This window comes from Salinicoccus sp. CNSTN-B1 (assembly GCF_054792835.1).
In genome coordinates, this window is sequence record NZ_JBTWMN010000004.1 from 1,488,215 (window position 1) to 1,505,008 (window position 16,794).

Genomic DNA, 16,794 nt, shown 5'->3' on the forward strand with positions numbered 1-16,794 from the left:
GCCAATGCGTTTGGCTTTGACTTTTCCTCAATTGAAATTATGGTTCTGCTTATTTTTTATCTTCTTCGTCATCCACTTCTTTGAAGTCTGCATCAACGACATCGTCATCTTGCGTACCTTGTGTCTCTGCACCTTCTTGGGCTTGCTGTTCTTGAGCCATCTGCTCGTACAGCTTCATGGACATGCCTTGGACGATTTCTTCCAGTGCATCTTTTTTCGCTTTGATATCTTCCATATCAGTACCTTCAAGTGCAGTCTTCAATTCTTCTTTCGCACTTTCAGCTTTTTCTTTTTCGTCCGCTTCCACTTTGTCGCCAAGATCTTCGATCGTCTTGTCTGTAGTGAATACGAGCTGATCCGCCTCGTTCCTCAAATCAACCTCTTCGCGGCGCTTCTTATCTTCTTCAGCATTCTTTTCCGCTTCCTGGACCATTCTGTCTATATCTTCATCAGACAGGTTGGAGCTGGATTCGATTGTGATTTTCTGCTCTTTTCCTGTACCTTGATCTTTAGCGGCAACATTTACGATACCGTTTTTGTCGATGTCAAATGTCACTTCGATTTGAGGTACGCCTCGTGGAGCTGGTGGAATATCCGTCAATTGGAATCTGCCGAGTGTCTTGTTGTCTGCAGCCATCGGACGCTCACCTTGCAGCACATGGATATCGACTGCCGGCTGGTTGTCCGCTGCTGTTGAGAACACTTGTGATTTGCTTGTCGGGATTGTAGTGTTGCGCTCGATCAGGACAGTGGATACGCCACCCATTGTTTCGATACCAAGGGAAAGTGGTGTAACGTCCAGCAGTACGACGTCCTGAACATCACCGGAGAGGACTCCGCCTTGGATTGCAGCACCCATTGCGACAACTTCGTCCGGGTTGACACTCTTGTTTGGATCTTTGCCCGTTTCTTTCTTGATTGCTTCTTGAACTGCAGGTATACGAGTTGAACCACCGACCAGGATTACTTCATCGATTTCACTTGTTTTGATGCCTGCGTCCTTGATTGCCTGACGTGCAGGGCCTATAGTGCGTTCAACCAGGTTTTTGGACAACTCTTCGAATTTGGCTCTCGTCAGAGTCTCTTCAAGGTGAAGAGGACCTGCTTCTCCTGCTGAGATGAACGGCAGGGAGATTTGTGTGGAAGATACTCCAGAAAGATCTTTCTTGGCTTTCTCAGCTGCATCTTTCAGACGCTGTGTCGCCATCTTATCTTTAGACAAGTCGATGCCATTTTCTTTCTTGAAGGACTCGACCAGGTAATCGATGATCACGTCGTCGAAGTCGTCACCACCAAGTTTGTTGTCACCTGCTGTTGAAAGCACTTCGAATACGCCATCGCCGAGTTCAAGGATGGAAACGTCGAACGTACCGCCACCAAGGTCGAATACGAGTATTTTTTCATCCTGCTCTTTTTTATCCAGGCCGTATGCCAATGCAGCTGCAGTCGGCTCGTTGATGATACGCTCAACTTCCATTCCTGCGATGCGTCCCGCGTCTTTTGTTGCCTGACGCTCGGAGTCGTTGAAATATGCAGGTACAGTTACAACTGCTTTTTCAACTTTTTCTCCAAGGTAGCTTTCTGCTGTTTCTTTAAGATTTTGCAAGATCATAGCTGAAATTTCTTGAGGTGTATAATCTTTGCCTTCAATCGTTTCCTTGTGTTCAGTACCCATATGTCTCTTGATGGACATGATCGTGTTAGGGTTTGTGATCGCCTGACGTTTAGCGACTTCACCTACTTGTTTCTCGCCATCTTTGAAAGATACTACTGAAGGCGTCGTACGGTTGCCTTCTGCGTTCTGGATGACTTTCGGTTCTCCGCCTTCCAGTACAGAGACTACAGAGTTAGTTGTTCCCAAGTCGATACCGATAACTTTACTCATTACAAAATTCCTCCATTTTGGTTGATTGGTGTTGCTTCATTCGTGTCGATAGAAAGCTTTATTCGCTTACTTTAACCATGCTCGGGCGGATGACCCGATCCTTCAGGATATAGCCTTTTTGGAATTCCTCAAGGATGATGCCGGCTTCTTTATCGGAAGACTCGGTCATGACCGCCTGGTGGAAATTCGGGTCGAATTCTTCTCCGACGCTCTTCACTTCCGTCACTTCATATTTCATCAATGTATTGACAAGATCATTGTAGACCATTTCAACACCTTTGTGGAGTGATACGAAAGACTCGGAGTCCCCCTCGATTTTAAGGGCCCGCTCAAAATTATCAATGATCGGGAGAAGATCTTCCACAATCTTCTGGTGTTTGTATTTGTTGTTGTTTTCAATCTCCTGACGATTCCTGCGCTTGAAGTTATCAAACTCAGCATGCAGTTTCAGATTTCTGTTCTCTTCATCTTCCAACTTCTGCTTCAGCGCTTCGATTTCCTCGTCCTTTTGTGTGGCGTCTGATTGGGCTGACTCGTCATCTGATACCACGTCAGCACTGTCGCCCTCGATTCCAGTTTGTTCCTGGTCAGTCGACTCATGCTCGATGATTGTGTCCTCATCCTCGGCATGATTCTTTTTTGCCACTGTTTCTTCGCTATTATTTTCTGTCACTACAATCACTCCTTCTTCATTTCCTGGTTCCGGATGGCGTACATCAATTGAATTACCTTTTTGTACCCCATCAATTCTGGACCGATGATCATCAAGTTGCCGTTCATGCCGTTTACATGAAAGTCCGTCGCAATGACTGAAATGGAATCATAGTCCCGATTCAATTCATCACTGAAATAGACATCAACGCCATCTATTTTAGTGAGATCGATCAATTCATTCAACTGATCTGATTCCATATCATCATAGAGCAGCTGCAAAGTGCTGATGTCGCTGCTGATCTGATGGATCAGATGATTGAATCCGGAATGTCCCACTATCTGTCCCGGCTCGCCGGCAGCTTCTGCAGCTGCCCGCGCAAGATTCGTCTTCAAGCCGTTGAGGGCGTGCCTGACTTTCATTGCATGGATGATCTCCGGCAATCTGCTGATCGGCTGATCGAATGTCAGCACATTCAGCTCGTTACCCAGCTTTTCCAACTCAGGTACCGTGATTGCATCTTCCATGTTGACTGGAATTTTTCGGATCGCACCTGATTGAAGCACGATGATCAATAATAGTGTGTGTGTGGTAATGGGTGTAAGCAAAAGGCCTTTTACTTTTTCATCTTCTTCAGATAAGGAAACCTGTGTCAGGTATTGGGTGGTGCCGCTGATCATATCTGCCAGGGAACGGCTCATCTGGTCGCGGTCCATCTCCCTTTCCATCTTCGGCAGGAAAGTGAAGTCGAGTGCATCACTGTCTGTGCTCAACTGCTGGTTGAGTCTATCGATATAGAATCTCAGCGCTTTCCTTGCCGGTATACGACCTGCCGAGGTATGTGGTTTAGTCAAGAAGCCATCTGCTTCAAGCTTGGCCATTTCATTCCTCACAGTTGCTGAAGAGATGTCGAGGTTATACTTGTCGATCAGATATTTGGAACTGATCGGCATCATGACTTTCAGAAAATCATCAACTATCGAAAAAAGTATGAGCTCCTGTCTATAGGTTAAAATTGACCTCACCTCATTAGCACTCCATATCCTCAAGTGCCAATATTAATTTATCAAAATGGTCAAAGAATGTCAATCCATAAGTTTGAATAAATTCAAAAACACTCAATCAAGGAGAAAATCCATAAAAACGGTGTTGCCCACAAGCCGCCCTTTCTGCGTAAGTGAAATGTAGCCGTCCTTTTGCTCCAGATGCCCGGCAGCAATCTGGCGCGCCAGCACTTCGCCATACACATCTTCAATCGGACCGTATTTTTGACCGAAACGTGTCATGTCGACGCCTTTATTCATCCTCAGGCCAAGGAACATCTCCTCTTCCATCTGAGCTTTCTTTTCAAGGACGATTTTCTCTTTGACGACATTGCCTGATTCCTTCATCGCCTCTATATAATGGTTCACCGGTTTGATGTTATAGTATCTTGTTCCGTCTATATAGCCGTGGCTCCCTGCCCCGGCGCCATAATAAGGTTCATTCTTCCAGTAGGTTTTATTGTGTTCAGATTCGTACTGCGGCATGGAGAAGTTTGAGATTTCGTATTGGGGATAACCCAATGCATCTAATCCATCGATGACATATAAATATTTACGCGCTTCCACATCATCGTCATCCACAGTCATCTTGCCTTTCTTTATTTGATTATAGAAGACCGTATGGGGTTCTATGATCAGCGAATACCATGAGACATGTTTTGGTTTAAGGGAGGCGACGTGGTTCAGACTGTCATCCAGGTCACCCATCGTTTCACCCGGGAGGTTATACATCAGATCCAATGAGTAGTTGTCTAGTCCTATCTTCTCCATGTGATCTATGGCATTGAAGATGTCCCGGTAACCGTGTGAACGGCCCAGAACTTTAAGCAGATCTTCATTGAATGTCTGCACGCCAAGGCTCACACGGTTGACGCCATGGGTGGCCAGGACATCCAGTTTACCCGGTGTCAATTCATCCGGATTGGCTTCGAACGTAAATTCTTCCGTTATGCCGAATCGGTTATTGATGACCGTCAGCAGGCGATCGAGCTGTGCCTCGGTCAAGGCGGTTGGTGTGCCGCCCCCGACGAATACAGTTCTGAGGTTCGTCTGTTCAATTCCTTCGAGTTCTGCAATCAGCGCATCCAAATATTGATCGACAGGCTGATTTTTAATGAGCACTTTATTGAAATCGCAATATGTGCAGATCCGGTTGCAGAACGGTATGTGGATATATAGACTCTCTGTCATGATTTACTCTCCAATCAAAACTAAAAGCCACTGGTGTAGTGGCTTTTAATCTTCATCCATTTTAAGTACGGCCAGGAATGCTTCCTGCGGTATTTCGACACTTCCGACCGACTTCATCTTTTTCTTACCTTCCTTCTGCTTCTCGAGCAGTTTACGCTTCCGGCTGATATCCCCACCGTAACACTTGGAAAGGACATTCTTACCCATTGACTTGATGTTCGTCCGGGCAATGATCTTTTGACCGAGGGAAGCCTGGACAGGCACCTCGAACTGTTGGCGGGGTATGAGTGTCTTGAGTTTCTCGACGATGGTTTTGCCGCGTTCATAGGCGAAGTCCCGGTGAACGATGACACTCAGTGCATCGACTTTTTCGTTATTGAGCAGAATGTCCATCTTGACAAGCTTACTTTCCTTATAGCCGATCAGTTCATAATCAAATGAAGCATAGCCTTTAGTCTGCGACTTCAGCTGATCGAAGAAGTCGAACACTACTTCTGAAAGCGGGATTTCATAGATGATGTTTACCCTGATATCGTCGAGGTAATCCATGGTGATGAAATTACCCCGTTTCTTCTGGCACAGTTCCATCACTGCCCCTACATAATCGTTCGGTACCATGACGGTCGATTTGACGTATGGCTCTTCGATATGTGAAATTTTTTGCGGATCCGGCATCTCTGCAGGGTTGTCGACGGCTATCTTCGTATCGTCCGTCATATAGACATCGTAGATTACGGACGGCGCGGTCGCAATCAATTCGATGCCGAATTCGCGTTCAATCCGCTCCTGCACGATTTCCATGTGGAGCAGCCCGAGGAATCCTGTCCTATAGCCGAAGCCGAGTGCTTGTGATGTCTCCGGCTCATAGACAAGCGAAGAGTCGTTCAGTTCGAGTTTCTCCAGTGCTTCCCTGAGGTCAGTGTACTTGTTTGCATCTATCGGGTAGATACCGCAGTAGACCATAGGGTTCATCTTTTTATACCCTTGAAGAGGGGCTTCTGCAGGGTTTTCAGCAGATGTAATCGTGTCCCCGACACGGGAGTCACTGACATTTTTGACTGAGGCCATCAAGTAGCCCACATCACCGACCGTCAATTCCTGCACAGGCAATGGCTTAGGCGTATTGATGCCTATCTCGGCCACTTCAAACTCTTTGCCGGTAGCCATCATGCGTATCTTGTCACCAGGCTTGATTGTGCCGTCGACGATTCTGATCGAGGAGATTACGCCGCGGTACGGGTCGTATACCGAGTCGAAGATGAGTGCCTTCAATGGTGCAGAAGGATCGCCGCTTGGCGGTGGCACCGTTTCTACCACCCGCTCTAAAATTTCTTCTATGCCGATATTCGCCTTGGCGGAAGCATGTATGGCTTCGTCCTTGTCCAACCCGATGACGTCTTCCACTTCCTGGGCGATGCGGTCGGGTTCCGCTGCAGGCAAATCGATCTTGTTGATGACCGGAATCAGTTCCAGATCATTATCCAATGCCAAATAGACGTTGGCCAGAAGTCTGCGCTTCAATGCCCTGCGCGGCATCCACAACAAGGATGGCGCCTTCACATGCGGCTAATGAACGGGAGACTTCGTATGTAAAATCGACGTGTCCCGGCGTATCGATAAGGTGGAAGATGTAGTCTTCCCGTCTTTTGCGGTATATTTAAGCTGCACTGCATTCAATTTGATTGTTATGCCCCGCTCGCGCTCCAGATCCATGGAATCCAGTAGCTGCGTCTTCATCTCCCTTGATGTGACCGACTTGGTGTTTTCAAGGATGCGGTCAGCAAGCGTGCTCTTGCCGTGATCAATATGGGCGATTATGGAGAAGTTCCGTATATTTTCCTGTCGTTCCAGACGCTCTTGATCATTCATATATCTTCCAACTTTCTCTAATAGCAATGGTTGTATTATAGCAACAATAACAATTTCATTCAAATCCTTTTCTGTTTATATTGCATAAGGGTGCGATGTTTGATAAAATACTTCTTGTTGCAATCAATGTTGTACAACTACAAGGTGGAGGTGAATGCAATGGCTAATATTAAATCAGCAATCAAAAGAGTAAAGACGACTGATAAAGCTCAACGTCAAAACATTGCTCAGAAAAATGAAATGCGTACTGCTGTCAAGCGTGCCATGACTGCAAAAGAAAATAATGCGGAAAATACGGAAACACTCGTTTCCAATGCTGTTAAATACGTAGATAAAGCTTCTAAGAAGAACTTGATCCATGATAATAAAGCATCCCGCTTGAAATCAAAATTGATGACAAAATAACCCCCTCCTCTGTGAAGGGGTTTATTCATGAAAAAAGGCCTCCACTTGGAGGCCTTTTTATATTTCCAGAATAAAAAGCTCAAACAGGCTCTGCCGGTTCAGATAGCTGGATTTGAACTTATAGTCGATATCACGGCATTTGACCATCTTCCGCTCCAACTCATCCTGACGGTATTTTCCTATCTCCCGTGCAGCCAATTTCACCCTGTAGGGATGCACCTTCAGTGCTTTTGCGATATGCTCTCCCTGATAGCCCTGCTGCATCATCAGCTTAACTTGATACAACAGCCTCAGCTGATTGATGATCAGATGCAGCAGCTGCATCGGCTCTTCATTCTGAAGCATCAGCGCACGGAGCAGTTTGACTGCACCTGCCTTCTGACCTGACAGTATGAGGTCGGTAAGCCTGAAGATATTCTCTTCAAGACTTACGCTGACTATTTCATCCACAGCCTCCTCGGTGATCTTCCCCTCTGTATAGAGGAGGAGTTTATCCAACTCATTCCTGACTTGGTCATATTTGATGCCGACACGTGCAATGAACAGGTTCAAAGCTTTAGGGTCCACCTCGACACCGGCTTCTTCGGCTGTCGTATTGATGAAACTCCTGACTTCATTTTCCGTCATCTCCGCCATTTCAGTGACGGCTCCTTTTTCTTAAGCAGTTTGGTTATCTTTTTACGGTTATCAAGCTGCTCATTATAGACTTTGAATATGATGAGTGCGTCATCATTTTTATTGTTGATGTATTCCACCAGCAGATCAATATCATGGTCTACTTCAGCGCGTACTTTAGCCCCTGTAAAAGCATAGGCATCATCAACCAGGATAGCCTTCCTGTCCGATAGGAAAGGCAAAGTTTGTGCTTCTTCTATAATCTGCTCGATAGTCGATTCCCTGTAGTTCAGGGCAACGATGCTGAAATCATCCGCTTCCCCTACAAAATCCTCAGCCAATTTCTTTGCTTTTTCTGATATCCTTAATGCATTATTGCCATAAATGAGCTGTAAGCGGTCCATATTGGTCGTCACCCTTCTGTCTATTCTAAATCCATTATAGCTTTTTTTTGGTAAATATCATATAATGTTAGTGATATGTTTAGGAGGTTATCTCATGAATAAATTCGAAAAACATGTTCAATCCAAGAATAATGATGTCGTGGATTCCGGTGTCGGCTTTGTTGTCGGTTTCCTCGGTTTGACGGCGATCTACGTCGTGGCACAGATTTTCCAGATTGTTGCAGGTTAATGGAGAGCTGATCATTCAGCTCTTTTTTTTATGCAGTGATTTTTCTGTTCGAACTTCGTGTCGACGCACATCACTTCATCTTTTATATTGAATCGGACCATGCCGTGCACGGAAGTGTCGAACATTTCAAGATGGGCAGTCCGCTCCATCACTTCATCATGGGGGTGACCGTAGCGGTTGTCCACTCCGGCAGATACCAGGCCATATGTAAATGCCCCATTTTTGATGAACGCCTCTCCGGTCGAAGTGTTCGAGCCATGATGCCCAAGCTTCAGGACATCTGCATGTACGGATCCGTACCGCCCTATAATCTGGGCTTCACCCTCCGTATCAGCGTCCCCTGTAAACAAGAAGGTGTAGGCACCTGCCGAAACCTCCAACACCAGTGAGTGCTGGTTGGAATCATCACTTGCCACTTCGGAGACGGGATACAGTTTCCTGATGCTGATGGCCCCCACTTCAATTTCAGGCGCTTCCATAGCATCCACCACCCTGCCCTTTTGCACCGTGGACAAATCATCATACCACTCTTTAAAGCTTGGGTCGAACGGGTTCAGATAAATCTGCGCTACATCCAGCTCCTCCATTATATGCTTTGATTCTCCCACATGATCAAGATCAAAATGCGACAGGATCATTAGGTCTATACTGTTGATTCCCGCTTCTTTCAAAAATGGGAGCACGGTCTGATCCGATAGTTTCTTCGAGTCCGGATTCAAGTATCTTTTGCCCCCTGTATCAATCAATATGGTCCGGTCATTGACATGATCGGTCAGGATGAAGGCATCACCCTGGCCGACATCCACCATGGTGACGGTAACATCATACTGATGGATTGCATCTGAAGTGAACAGTGTAGTGATGAGGACCAAAAGCGAGAGGATGAAGGATTTCATCTCCCTCAGGCATAGGGCGCGGATCATCCGATACGACGCGATGACAACGATGACCAGTGCCACGGCACTTAAATTTTTGACGGCGATCCGATGGGTCATCATATCCGCCAAATATACGATCGACCCTTTCAGATTGTTGAACATGAAAGCATACAGAAAGTCCACCGATTGGGGAATACCTATGAACACCAAGCAGTTATAGAAAATGACCATCGGGAAAAACAGCAGCGTAAAAATAGGCACATAGATCATATTCATCACTATTCCGCTGATGCTGAGTTCATTGAACTGCATCAGCACTGTGGCTACTGTAGAAATTTCAGCAATAAGTGTAATGCCGATCAGCTGTCCGATAAAGCCATAATGCATCCAATAGTTTTTGGAAAGGACAATGGCGAAAGTCGTAAGATATGATAGTTGGAAGCCTGCATGATGCACAATCCAGGGGTTCATGACTATCTGGATGATCGCAGAGAGTGAGATGACAGTGAGGTACGGTCTGCGCCTTGTAAATGACAACATCAACAGGGTAACCGTCATAAGAACGGCACGGAAGACGCTCGGGCTCGGAAAGTTCAATGCAAGGAACAGCAGCAGCACAACCATCATGATGATCCTTATCGTACCCACTTCCAGGCGGAAGCGATTGAGGATATGGAATATCACAGTACCGATGAAGGCGACGTGAGTGCCTGAAATGACATACAGATGGTAGATGCCGAGCTTCTGAAGCGCATCAAAAAATTCGGATGTTATATATGATTTATTGCCGATCGAGAGCGTCAGGATATCATACTTATAATCGTGTGCCGTACTTGCGAGCACTTTCCTCATATAGGCATCGCGTGCCTGTGCAATCTTCATATGTAGAGTCGGTTGTGTAGAGCCCCTGCACCTCTCCAGATCCCCTCTTTCCATATATATGCGACCATCGATGCCGTTGACCTTCATCGTCCTGACGGCATTGTATTTGATGAAGTTCCGTGTCACCTCAGGCTGCTCCACCGGAAAAGGGCCAGCACACCGGGTGCCGATCGGCAACTCGATGCCTTCAGGTACATACACATCAAGACTGCTCCCGTCCGCTTCAGCTATATGCCCCAGACCTTCACGGTAATATTTATATTCAGTTATAGTAATGGATTGGACCGTTTCCAACTGAGGCCTTTCAGACAATATAAAAACAGCCGTCGTCAGCACGGCTGTCAAAGTGATATGGAAAATAAGATATCCATAGCCGTCCAACCTCTTCATGCAGGCCAGACAGGATATGGATACAAAAAATGCCCCTAACAAGGGGCATTGCAGATGATATGGGCATTTACGAGTGATAATAAAATCAGGAACGACTTCATGACTCCTGTTTGAATAATTCCAGGATGTTTTCCCGGTCGAATGCGATGCGTTCATGATGGACGCCGGTTTTATCAAGAAGTTCCAACGCATAAGGGTGGTTCTTATAGTCTTCTGCATAGTAGATGGAGCTGATGCCGGCCTGTATCAATGATTTTGTACAATGCACACACGGGAAATGCGTCACATAGACACTTGCGCCTTCAGTCGATACGCCGAACTTGGAACATTGCAGCAATGCATTGATTTCGGCATGGATCGTCCTGATGCAATGCCCCCCTTCGAGCAGACACCCCACATCGATGCAATGCGCTTCTCCGGAAACTGACCCATTGTAGCCACCGGCAATGACCCTGTTATCCTTGACGATGGTCGTACCGACTCTAAGCCGCTCGCAAGTCGACCGCAGACTGAGCAGATGACTTTGGGCAAGAAAGTACTGATGCCAATTGATTCTCATGTTACCCCTCCTGTATCTATTCATCTATTGTAATATAAGGCTTCAGACTTTCAAATGTTTTATCGCCGATGCCAGGGATATTCTTTATATCTTCAAGCTTCATGAACAACCCGTTCTCTTCCCTGTAATCCAAAAAAAGCTGAGCTTTCTTTTCACCTATGCCATTAAGCGTCGTAAGTTCGTCTGCATCTGCAGTATTGATGTTTACGAGTGCTTTTGTCTCTTCACCTTCTTCCGTCTGATTAACAAGCCCTTCAGCAATTTCTTCTCCGACAGCCGGTACATACACCACCTGCTCATCCTTAAGTTTCATGGATTGGTTGACGGTCAATAGATCGGCATTCCCCTTGATCTGCGCCATCTCGAGGACATTTTTTACACGGGCATCATTAGGGACTTCGAACACACCGGGATATTTCACCGCCCCCTTGACTTCCACCATGATCGTCTGTGATTCGGCTTGCGCCTCCTCAGGGGCTTCATCGGATGACTCTTCATAGGCTGGAGGTTCATAGGCTTCCATCGGCATGTCTTCCTCATTGGAAGACATCAATCTAAACACAATTATCGAAAGGACCAGACATACGGCCGCACAAGCGATGGGAACATTATACTTTTTGCATACTTCCATGAATTCATTCACTGCATTTCCTCCTAGAATAATCTCTCATATATATATGGGAGGAAATGGCCGTTTTTCTTTTTTTACATTGCAAGTAAATAATAAAACTCGAAAAATAAAAATGACCCGGCGTCCACCAGGTCATTTCATCGGTTTATTTTTTCAGTACATAGAATACCCTGTCACAAATATCTGTCACTGGATTATCTATTGAAAAGTCACTGAAGGAAGTAAGAATTGAGAAATCAGTCTGATTGATTATTCGAATCATTTCCTTATGCTTGTAGGTTCGTTGCTCATGGGTTTCAGCAATTTTGCGGTATGTGTCACCATCTTCTTCTTTTACGAAGAATGTCATATCGTGGATTACCGACAGTGGATGCTCGCCTGTAATGGCGTGCCATATATATGTGATATGGTCTGTTTCATCCGAATAGGTCATATCATTGAAGTCATGCTCCATTTTATAGACGCTATGGATATCGAAAATGAAGACGCCGCCTGGATTCAGATGATTGTAGACGTTCTGCAGCACCTGTCCCACTTCACCAGGGTCTTTGCAGTAGTTCATCACATCGACGGTTGCAATTGCCATATCAAACTTCTCATCAAGGCGGAAATCAAGCATATCTCCAGTTAAAAACGATGTATGCTTCAACTTTTTTGATTTCGCCTCTTCTATCATCTGCGGGGACTGGTCCATGCCGGTCACCTTGTCGAAATCAAGTTGACTGGTCAGACGGCCTGTACCGCACCCGATATCCAGGACACTTTGTCGCCCCGCTTTGAAATAGTTGATGATGTCCAGCCAGAGATCATATGGCAGGTCATAGGTGAGCGCCTCATAATGGCGGCTGAAAAGTTGGTAGGTTGACTCAGACTTCAACGCGTTCACCATTCTTGAACAGGCGCTCAAGATTATAATATTCTCGTTCTGGTTTATGGAAGATATGGAGGACGACGTTGCCTGCGTCGAGCAATACCCATTTGCCTTCCTTATAGCCTTCCATATTCGTCTCTACGCCATGTTTTTGACATGCATCTTCCGCTTCATCGGCAATCGCCTGAACCTGGCGGTCCGAGCTTGCATCGCAGATAAGGTAATAGTCGGTTACGCTGCTTGACCCTGAAACATCAAATTTCATGATTTCTTCTGCACGCTTATCATCACATGCTTCTGCTAAAAGTTCGATTAGTTGTCCGGTTTTCATAAATTCACTCCTTGACCATATTATAATAATTCAAGCATTCCAATGTCTTATGATAGATCGGCTGATCTTTAGACAATAGATGCTGCATGTTTGCTTTAGTAATCTCATAGACCGCAACATCGAGATTGCGGTCATCGAAAATAAGGCTTCGGATTGCTTCCACACCCGGCTGACTTCTTTTCGGCTCAATATAATCTGCCACGTAGATGATTTTCTCGTTAAGCGACATATGGCTTCTGCCGCTGGTATGATTCATAATCGCCTGATAGATCTCTTCGTCCTCCACACGGTACTCTTCACGCATTTTTACCGCAGCTATCGGGCCATGCAGAACTGCAGATTTATAGCTGAGGAGTTCTGGGTTCAATTTATACTTTGTGACGTATTGATACATTTCCCCCAGTTCATCGTACTTCGAGAAGTCATGGAGTATGCCTGCGAGGAAGCACTTATTTTTATCTCCCTTGAATATTTCGGCCATTTTGACTGCCGTCTCCGCTACCCTCTTGGAATGCTTATACCTTTTTTCAGGTAGCTTGGCCTTTACCATCTCTAACGCTATTTTATGTTTCATACAAGCGATGCTCCTTTATATACTGGTATACAGAAGGCTCAAGCTGATGCATTGCCACTTCGCCTTTTTTTATCCTTTCCCGAATGACTGTAGAAGAAATCTCCATGACAGGCTGGCTAAGGGCGGTAAAGCGTTCATCTATGGCCAATTCATCCGGGCGGCGGCTCATTACGACAAAGTTCATCATTTTAAGCAGCGCTTCATGGCGATGCCATTTGTGGAACCCTTCATATTGATCGGAACCTATAAGGAAGAACCGCTCATCTGATGGATATTCTTCTTTCAGATATTGGACGGTGTCGAAAGTGTAGCTCACGCCCTCCCGAGTGATCTCCCACTCGAGGATTTCCATGAAGCCATAGGGGGCGGCGGCTCTTTTCAGCATCTCAATGCGGTGGGCATCACCGGTGGGGGATTCATCTTTCAGCGGTGACTGTTTTGCAGGAATCATGATGATCTTATCCAGGTCCAAGGCGATTTTCGCCTCGACGACGCCATGTATATGACCAAGGTGCACAGGATCGAATGTACCCCCGAAGAAGCCGATCCTCATCCCAGGTCGATCTTCTTATTCTCTTCAGACATTTTATACAACACAATCGTCTTTCCGATTATGGTGACGACATGGCTGTTCGTGGCTTCACTGATTTGGGCCGCTATATTTTCCTTATCCTCCAGACAGTTCTGCAGGACTGATATTTTGATGAGTTCCCTCTTTTCAAGAACGTCGTTGATCTGCTCGACGAAGTTATCATTTACTCCATTTTTCCCAACCTGGAAGATTGGGTTTAGATGATGCGCCTCTGCCTTCAATTGTTTCACTTGACGAGAAGTGAGTGTATTCATGATTGCCCTCCATTATATTCTTTATACTTTTTATTGACTGCTTCGTAATCTCCCGTGTCGCCAGTCCATATTTCATATGCATCCATTGCCTGATGGATGAGCATCGGCATGCCGTTCATACGGTTTGCTTCCTTGAAATAATCGAGGAATGGCGTTACTTCCGGTTTATAGATGAGGTCGACCCCAATTGTCGATTCGCCGAATAATCCTTGCGGCAAGTCCAACACTTCTACAAGATCTTCATCTGCAAGCCCGATCGGCGTCGAATTGATGACGACATCGAACGCCTCTTGACCGGTCAGCTCAGGCAACAGCGTGAAAGAGAAGTCCGTCGTTATAAATCCCTCCATGGCAGTACTCCGGCGTGCCGCTATTATCACGTCATCTCCAATGTTCGCATGTGCCCGGTGCACTGCTTTTGCTGCACCGCCGGCTCCGATGATGAGCACTCTGCGCCGACCTGTGCCGAACTTGCCCTGGAACGCATTCATGTAGCCTGTAACATCGGTGTTATGCCCCCTCCATACTCCATTACTTATGGACACGGTGTTCACTGCACCGATGTTCCGGGCATCCGCTTCAATCTCATCCAGGTGCTTCATGATGCTTTCTTTATGCGGGAGGGTGACGTTGAACCCTTTCAGCCTATTAGCTGATGCCGTCTCCCGTATGGCATCAAGCGCATCAGGTTCAACTTCAATCGCCGAGTATTCATCAGCCCTTCCCCTAGCAGCGAAATTCGCATTGTGGATTAAAGGCGAGAGACTATGCGATACAGGGAATCCTATTACTGCATAATTACCCATTACTGGTCTCCTTTAAATATCGTCGGCCTCAAAGTGACTTCCACCCCTTCAGGCACGCGGACTTCTACTATGGATCCACCGCCCACGCGGATGAACGACAGTCCGCTTATTTCTATGTCACTGTCTTCTTCGATATCGAATTCATGACTCTCATAGGACTCGGTCAAGTAAGGTGTTCCAATTTCGGGTGGCGCCAGCAGAGTATTATAATGTTTGCTGTAGAATTCATCTGCATTATCCGTCTTGGTCCGGTGGATGGTAAGCGCATGGTGTGCAAACACATTGAAACTGTTGCGCTCTCCATAGTTATGGTCGATACGCGCCAAGTTACCGATGAAAAGACTCTGCCCAGAGTCCAGTTGGAACCCTTTGGATTTGATTTCTTTAGTTGGGGTTATATGCTTCAAGCTGTCGCTTGAAACATAATGGGCCATCTGGGAATTCAACATCACACCAGGTGTATCATAGATGAACGCATTTCCACCCAGCGGGATATCGATGAGGTCGAGGGTGGTCCCAGGGAAACGGCTCGTCGTAATCACTTCTTTATCTCCAGATGTGTTTTCAATCAGACGGTTGATGAGTGTCGATTTACCTACGTTCGTCGTGCCTACAACATAGATGTCCTTGCCCTCCGACAACTTGGACAAGCGCTCGATCAGCTTATCTATCCCTTCATTCTTCATCGCACTCACTACTACAGTGTCGACAGCTTTGATGCCCGCTTCACTGAGCATGAGTTTAGCACGATGCACAAGCCGGCTGCGGTTGACCGATTTTGGCAGCAGGTCAATCTTATTGATGACCGCAACCACTTTCTTGTCTCCCACAATCCTGTTGAAAGACGGGATGATGCTGCCGTTGAAGTCGAATACATCAACTACTTTGACGATCAGACCATCTGTTTCATATAAGGCATTCAGCATCGTCATGAAATCTCCGGAATCGACATCCACATCCATCACTTCATTATAATGTTTCAGACGGTAGCATCGTTTGCAGATCGGGTCTTCCTTTTCCAGACCGCTTGCCGGTATATAACCCGGTTGTTTCTCGTCATCGCTCTGCAGTTCTGCTCCGCAGCCAATACATTTAATAGACTCCAAATGTCAGTCCCTCCATTGAATAAGACCTTTACGGTCGAAATATCTCATTATGATGCGTTCAATTCTCCGGTTGACCACAGTGGCCCAACCATCTTTCTTTTTGACGGGCAGTACCAGAATGCTTTCCAACCCTGCCCGATTCGCCCCCAATACATCCGTCAGGAGCTGATCGCCGATCATGACCGTTTCAGATTTCGCTGCGCCCATATTGGCGAGCGCTCTTCGGTAGGAATGTCCCAGGGGTTTGCGCCCGGTATATATACTGGATTTCGTGCGGGTCACTGAAATCCCCGACTCTCTGCTGGCTTCCGTTGGAAACGATGGAGACTTTTATATCGTTATCCTTCATCTCCTTAAGCCACCTCAACACTTCTTCATTGGCATCGGGTTCATCGAATCCACCAGAGTATTGTCTAAATCCGTGATGATTGCGCGTATACCGCGTTCTTTTAAATATTCAGGTGTTATGCTATGAAATTCCCTGAAATAGTCGCTTGGTAAAAAGTATTTTTTAAGAAGCTTCAATGTCGGCACTCCCAGTGAGTTTTTTTATATTCTATCACAAAAATAAAAGCCCCTTAAAAAATTAAGGCGCTTTTTGAACTATTCAATGATGTCATTATCCTC

At 46.1% G+C, this 16,794-nt stretch carries 18 protein-coding genes and 2 pseudogenes; 2 read left to right on the top strand and 18 right to left on the bottom strand.

The genetic code is table 11. From position 1 onward, the window contains the following. Positions 1 to 49: 49 nt before the first annotated feature. From dnaK to lepA, 5 genes and pseudogenes are all read right to left on the bottom strand, one after another. A complete protein-coding gene (dnaK, locus tag ACYF68_RS08840) occupies positions 50 to 1,885 on the bottom strand; it encodes a molecular chaperone DnaK (protein ID WP_461046423.1) in 1,836 nt (611 codons plus the stop codon). A gap of 58 nt (positions 1,886 to 1,943) precedes the next feature. Continuing rightward, on the bottom strand, positions 1,944 to 2,558 hold the full coding sequence (gene grpE, locus ACYF68_RS08845) for a nucleotide exchange factor GrpE (protein WP_461046425.1): 615 nt from the start codon (positions 2,556 to 2,558) through the stop codon (positions 1,944 to 1,946). A 5-nt stretch (positions 2,559 to 2,563) separates the two neighbouring features. Next, on the bottom strand, positions 2,564 to 3,562 hold the full coding sequence (hrcA, locus tag ACYF68_RS08850; protein WP_461046427.1) for a heat-inducible transcriptional repressor HrcA: 999 nt from the start codon (positions 3,560 to 3,562) through the stop codon (positions 2,564 to 2,566). Positions 3,563 to 3,655: 93 nt separating this feature from the next. Beyond that, the gene (gene hemW, locus ACYF68_RS08855; RefSeq protein ID WP_461046428.1) at positions 3,656 to 4,771 is read right to left on the bottom strand and encodes a radical SAM family heme chaperone HemW; all 1,116 of its coding nucleotides are present in this window, start codon (positions 4,769 to 4,771) and stop codon (positions 3,656 to 3,658) included. A 45-nt stretch (positions 4,772 to 4,816) separates the two neighbouring features. Further along, positions 4,817 to 6,640: pseudogene (gene lepA, locus ACYF68_RS08860) on the bottom strand (translation elongation factor 4). Between the two features lie 159 nt (positions 6,641 to 6,799). Here lepA and rpsT point away from each other — a divergent pair. Then, complete coding sequence (gene rpsT / locus ACYF68_RS08865; RefSeq protein WP_344700940.1) at positions 6,800 to 7,045, top strand: 30S ribosomal protein S20; 246 nt, start codon at positions 6,800 to 6,802, stop codon at positions 7,043 to 7,045. A 57-nt stretch (positions 7,046 to 7,102) separates the two neighbouring features. Here the strand turns inward: rpsT and holA are convergent, their stop codons facing one another. Together holA and ACYF68_RS08875 are read right to left on the bottom strand one after the other, a co-directional pair. Continuing rightward, positions 7,103 to 7,681: a DNA polymerase III subunit delta gene (gene holA / locus ACYF68_RS08870; protein WP_461046430.1), complete on the bottom strand. Its 579-nt coding sequence runs from the start codon at positions 7,679 to 7,681 to the stop codon at positions 7,103 to 7,105. Then, a complete protein-coding gene (locus ACYF68_RS08875; RefSeq protein WP_461046431.1) occupies positions 7,669 to 8,064 on the bottom strand; it encodes a hypothetical protein in 396 nt (131 codons plus the stop codon). Before ACYF68_RS08875 ends, holA begins: the two co-directional genes overlap by 13 nt. 94 nt (positions 8,065 to 8,158) lie before the next feature. Here ACYF68_RS08875 and ACYF68_RS08880 point away from each other — a divergent pair, with 94 nt between their 5' ends. Continuing rightward, positions 8,159 to 8,293, top strand: a complete 135-nt coding sequence (locus ACYF68_RS08880; protein WP_344700942.1) for a YqzM family protein — start codon at positions 8,159 to 8,161, stop codon at positions 8,291 to 8,293. Positions 8,294 to 8,304: 11 nt separating this feature from the next. Here the strand turns inward: ACYF68_RS08880 and ACYF68_RS08885 are convergent, their stop codons facing one another. From ACYF68_RS08885 to ACYF68_RS08935, 11 genes and pseudogenes are all read right to left on the bottom strand, one after another. Beyond that, the gene (locus ACYF68_RS08885) at positions 8,305 to 10,434 is read right to left on the bottom strand and encodes a DNA internalization-related competence protein ComEC/Rec2 (RefSeq protein WP_461046433.1); all 2,130 of its coding nucleotides are present in this window, start codon (positions 10,432 to 10,434) and stop codon (positions 8,305 to 8,307) included. Positions 10,435 to 10,540: 106 nt separating this feature from the next. Then, positions 10,541 to 11,002: a ComE operon protein 2 gene (locus ACYF68_RS08890; protein ID WP_344700944.1), complete on the bottom strand. Its 462-nt coding sequence runs from the start codon at positions 11,000 to 11,002 to the stop codon at positions 10,541 to 10,543. 16 nt (positions 11,003 to 11,018) lie between these two features. Continuing rightward, positions 11,019 to 11,645 carry a helix-hairpin-helix domain-containing protein gene (locus ACYF68_RS08895; RefSeq protein WP_461046434.1) on the bottom strand — a complete coding sequence of 209 codons (627 nt, stop codon included), beginning with the start codon at positions 11,643 to 11,645 and terminating at the stop codon, positions 11,019 to 11,021. Between the two features lie 133 nt (positions 11,646 to 11,778). After that, the gene (locus tag ACYF68_RS08900; RefSeq protein ID WP_461047562.1) at positions 11,779 to 12,519 is read right to left on the bottom strand and encodes a class I SAM-dependent DNA methyltransferase; all 741 of its coding nucleotides are present in this window, start codon (positions 12,517 to 12,519) and stop codon (positions 11,779 to 11,781) included. Then, complete coding sequence (gene rsfS, locus ACYF68_RS08905) at positions 12,500 to 12,835, bottom strand: ribosome silencing factor (RefSeq protein ID WP_344700946.1); 336 nt, start codon at positions 12,833 to 12,835, stop codon at positions 12,500 to 12,502. Before rsfS ends, ACYF68_RS08900 begins: the two co-directional genes overlap by 20 nt. 4 nt (positions 12,836 to 12,839) lie before the next feature. Next, a complete protein-coding gene (gene yqeK / locus ACYF68_RS08910) occupies positions 12,840 to 13,409 on the bottom strand; it encodes a bis(5'-nucleosyl)-tetraphosphatase (symmetrical) YqeK (protein WP_461046437.1) in 570 nt (189 codons plus the stop codon). Next, a complete protein-coding gene (gene nadD, locus ACYF68_RS08915; protein WP_380570272.1) occupies positions 13,399 to 13,962 on the bottom strand; it encodes a nicotinate (nicotinamide) nucleotide adenylyltransferase in 564 nt (187 codons plus the stop codon). Before nadD ends, yqeK begins: the two co-directional genes overlap by 11 nt. Continuing rightward, a complete protein-coding gene (gene yhbY, locus ACYF68_RS08920; protein ID WP_380570271.1) occupies positions 13,959 to 14,255 on the bottom strand; it encodes a ribosome assembly RNA-binding protein YhbY in 297 nt (98 codons plus the stop codon). Before yhbY ends, nadD begins: the two co-directional genes overlap by 4 nt. Continuing rightward, positions 14,252 to 15,061 (bottom strand): shikimate dehydrogenase, encoded by an 810-nt coding sequence (gene aroE, locus ACYF68_RS08925; RefSeq protein WP_461046438.1) that lies wholly within the window; start codon positions 15,059 to 15,061, stop codon positions 14,252 to 14,254. Before aroE ends, yhbY begins: the two co-directional genes overlap by 4 nt. Continuing rightward, positions 15,061 to 16,167 (bottom strand): ribosome biogenesis GTPase YqeH, encoded by a 1,107-nt coding sequence (gene yqeH / locus ACYF68_RS08930; RefSeq protein ID WP_461046439.1) that lies wholly within the window; start codon positions 16,165 to 16,167, stop codon positions 15,061 to 15,063. Before yqeH ends, aroE begins: the two co-directional genes overlap by 1 nt. A gap of 3 nt (positions 16,168 to 16,170) precedes the next feature. After that, a pseudogene (locus ACYF68_RS08935) lies at positions 16,171 to 16,692 on the bottom strand (YqeG family HAD IIIA-type phosphatase). Positions 16,693 to 16,794: the final 102 nt, after the last annotated feature.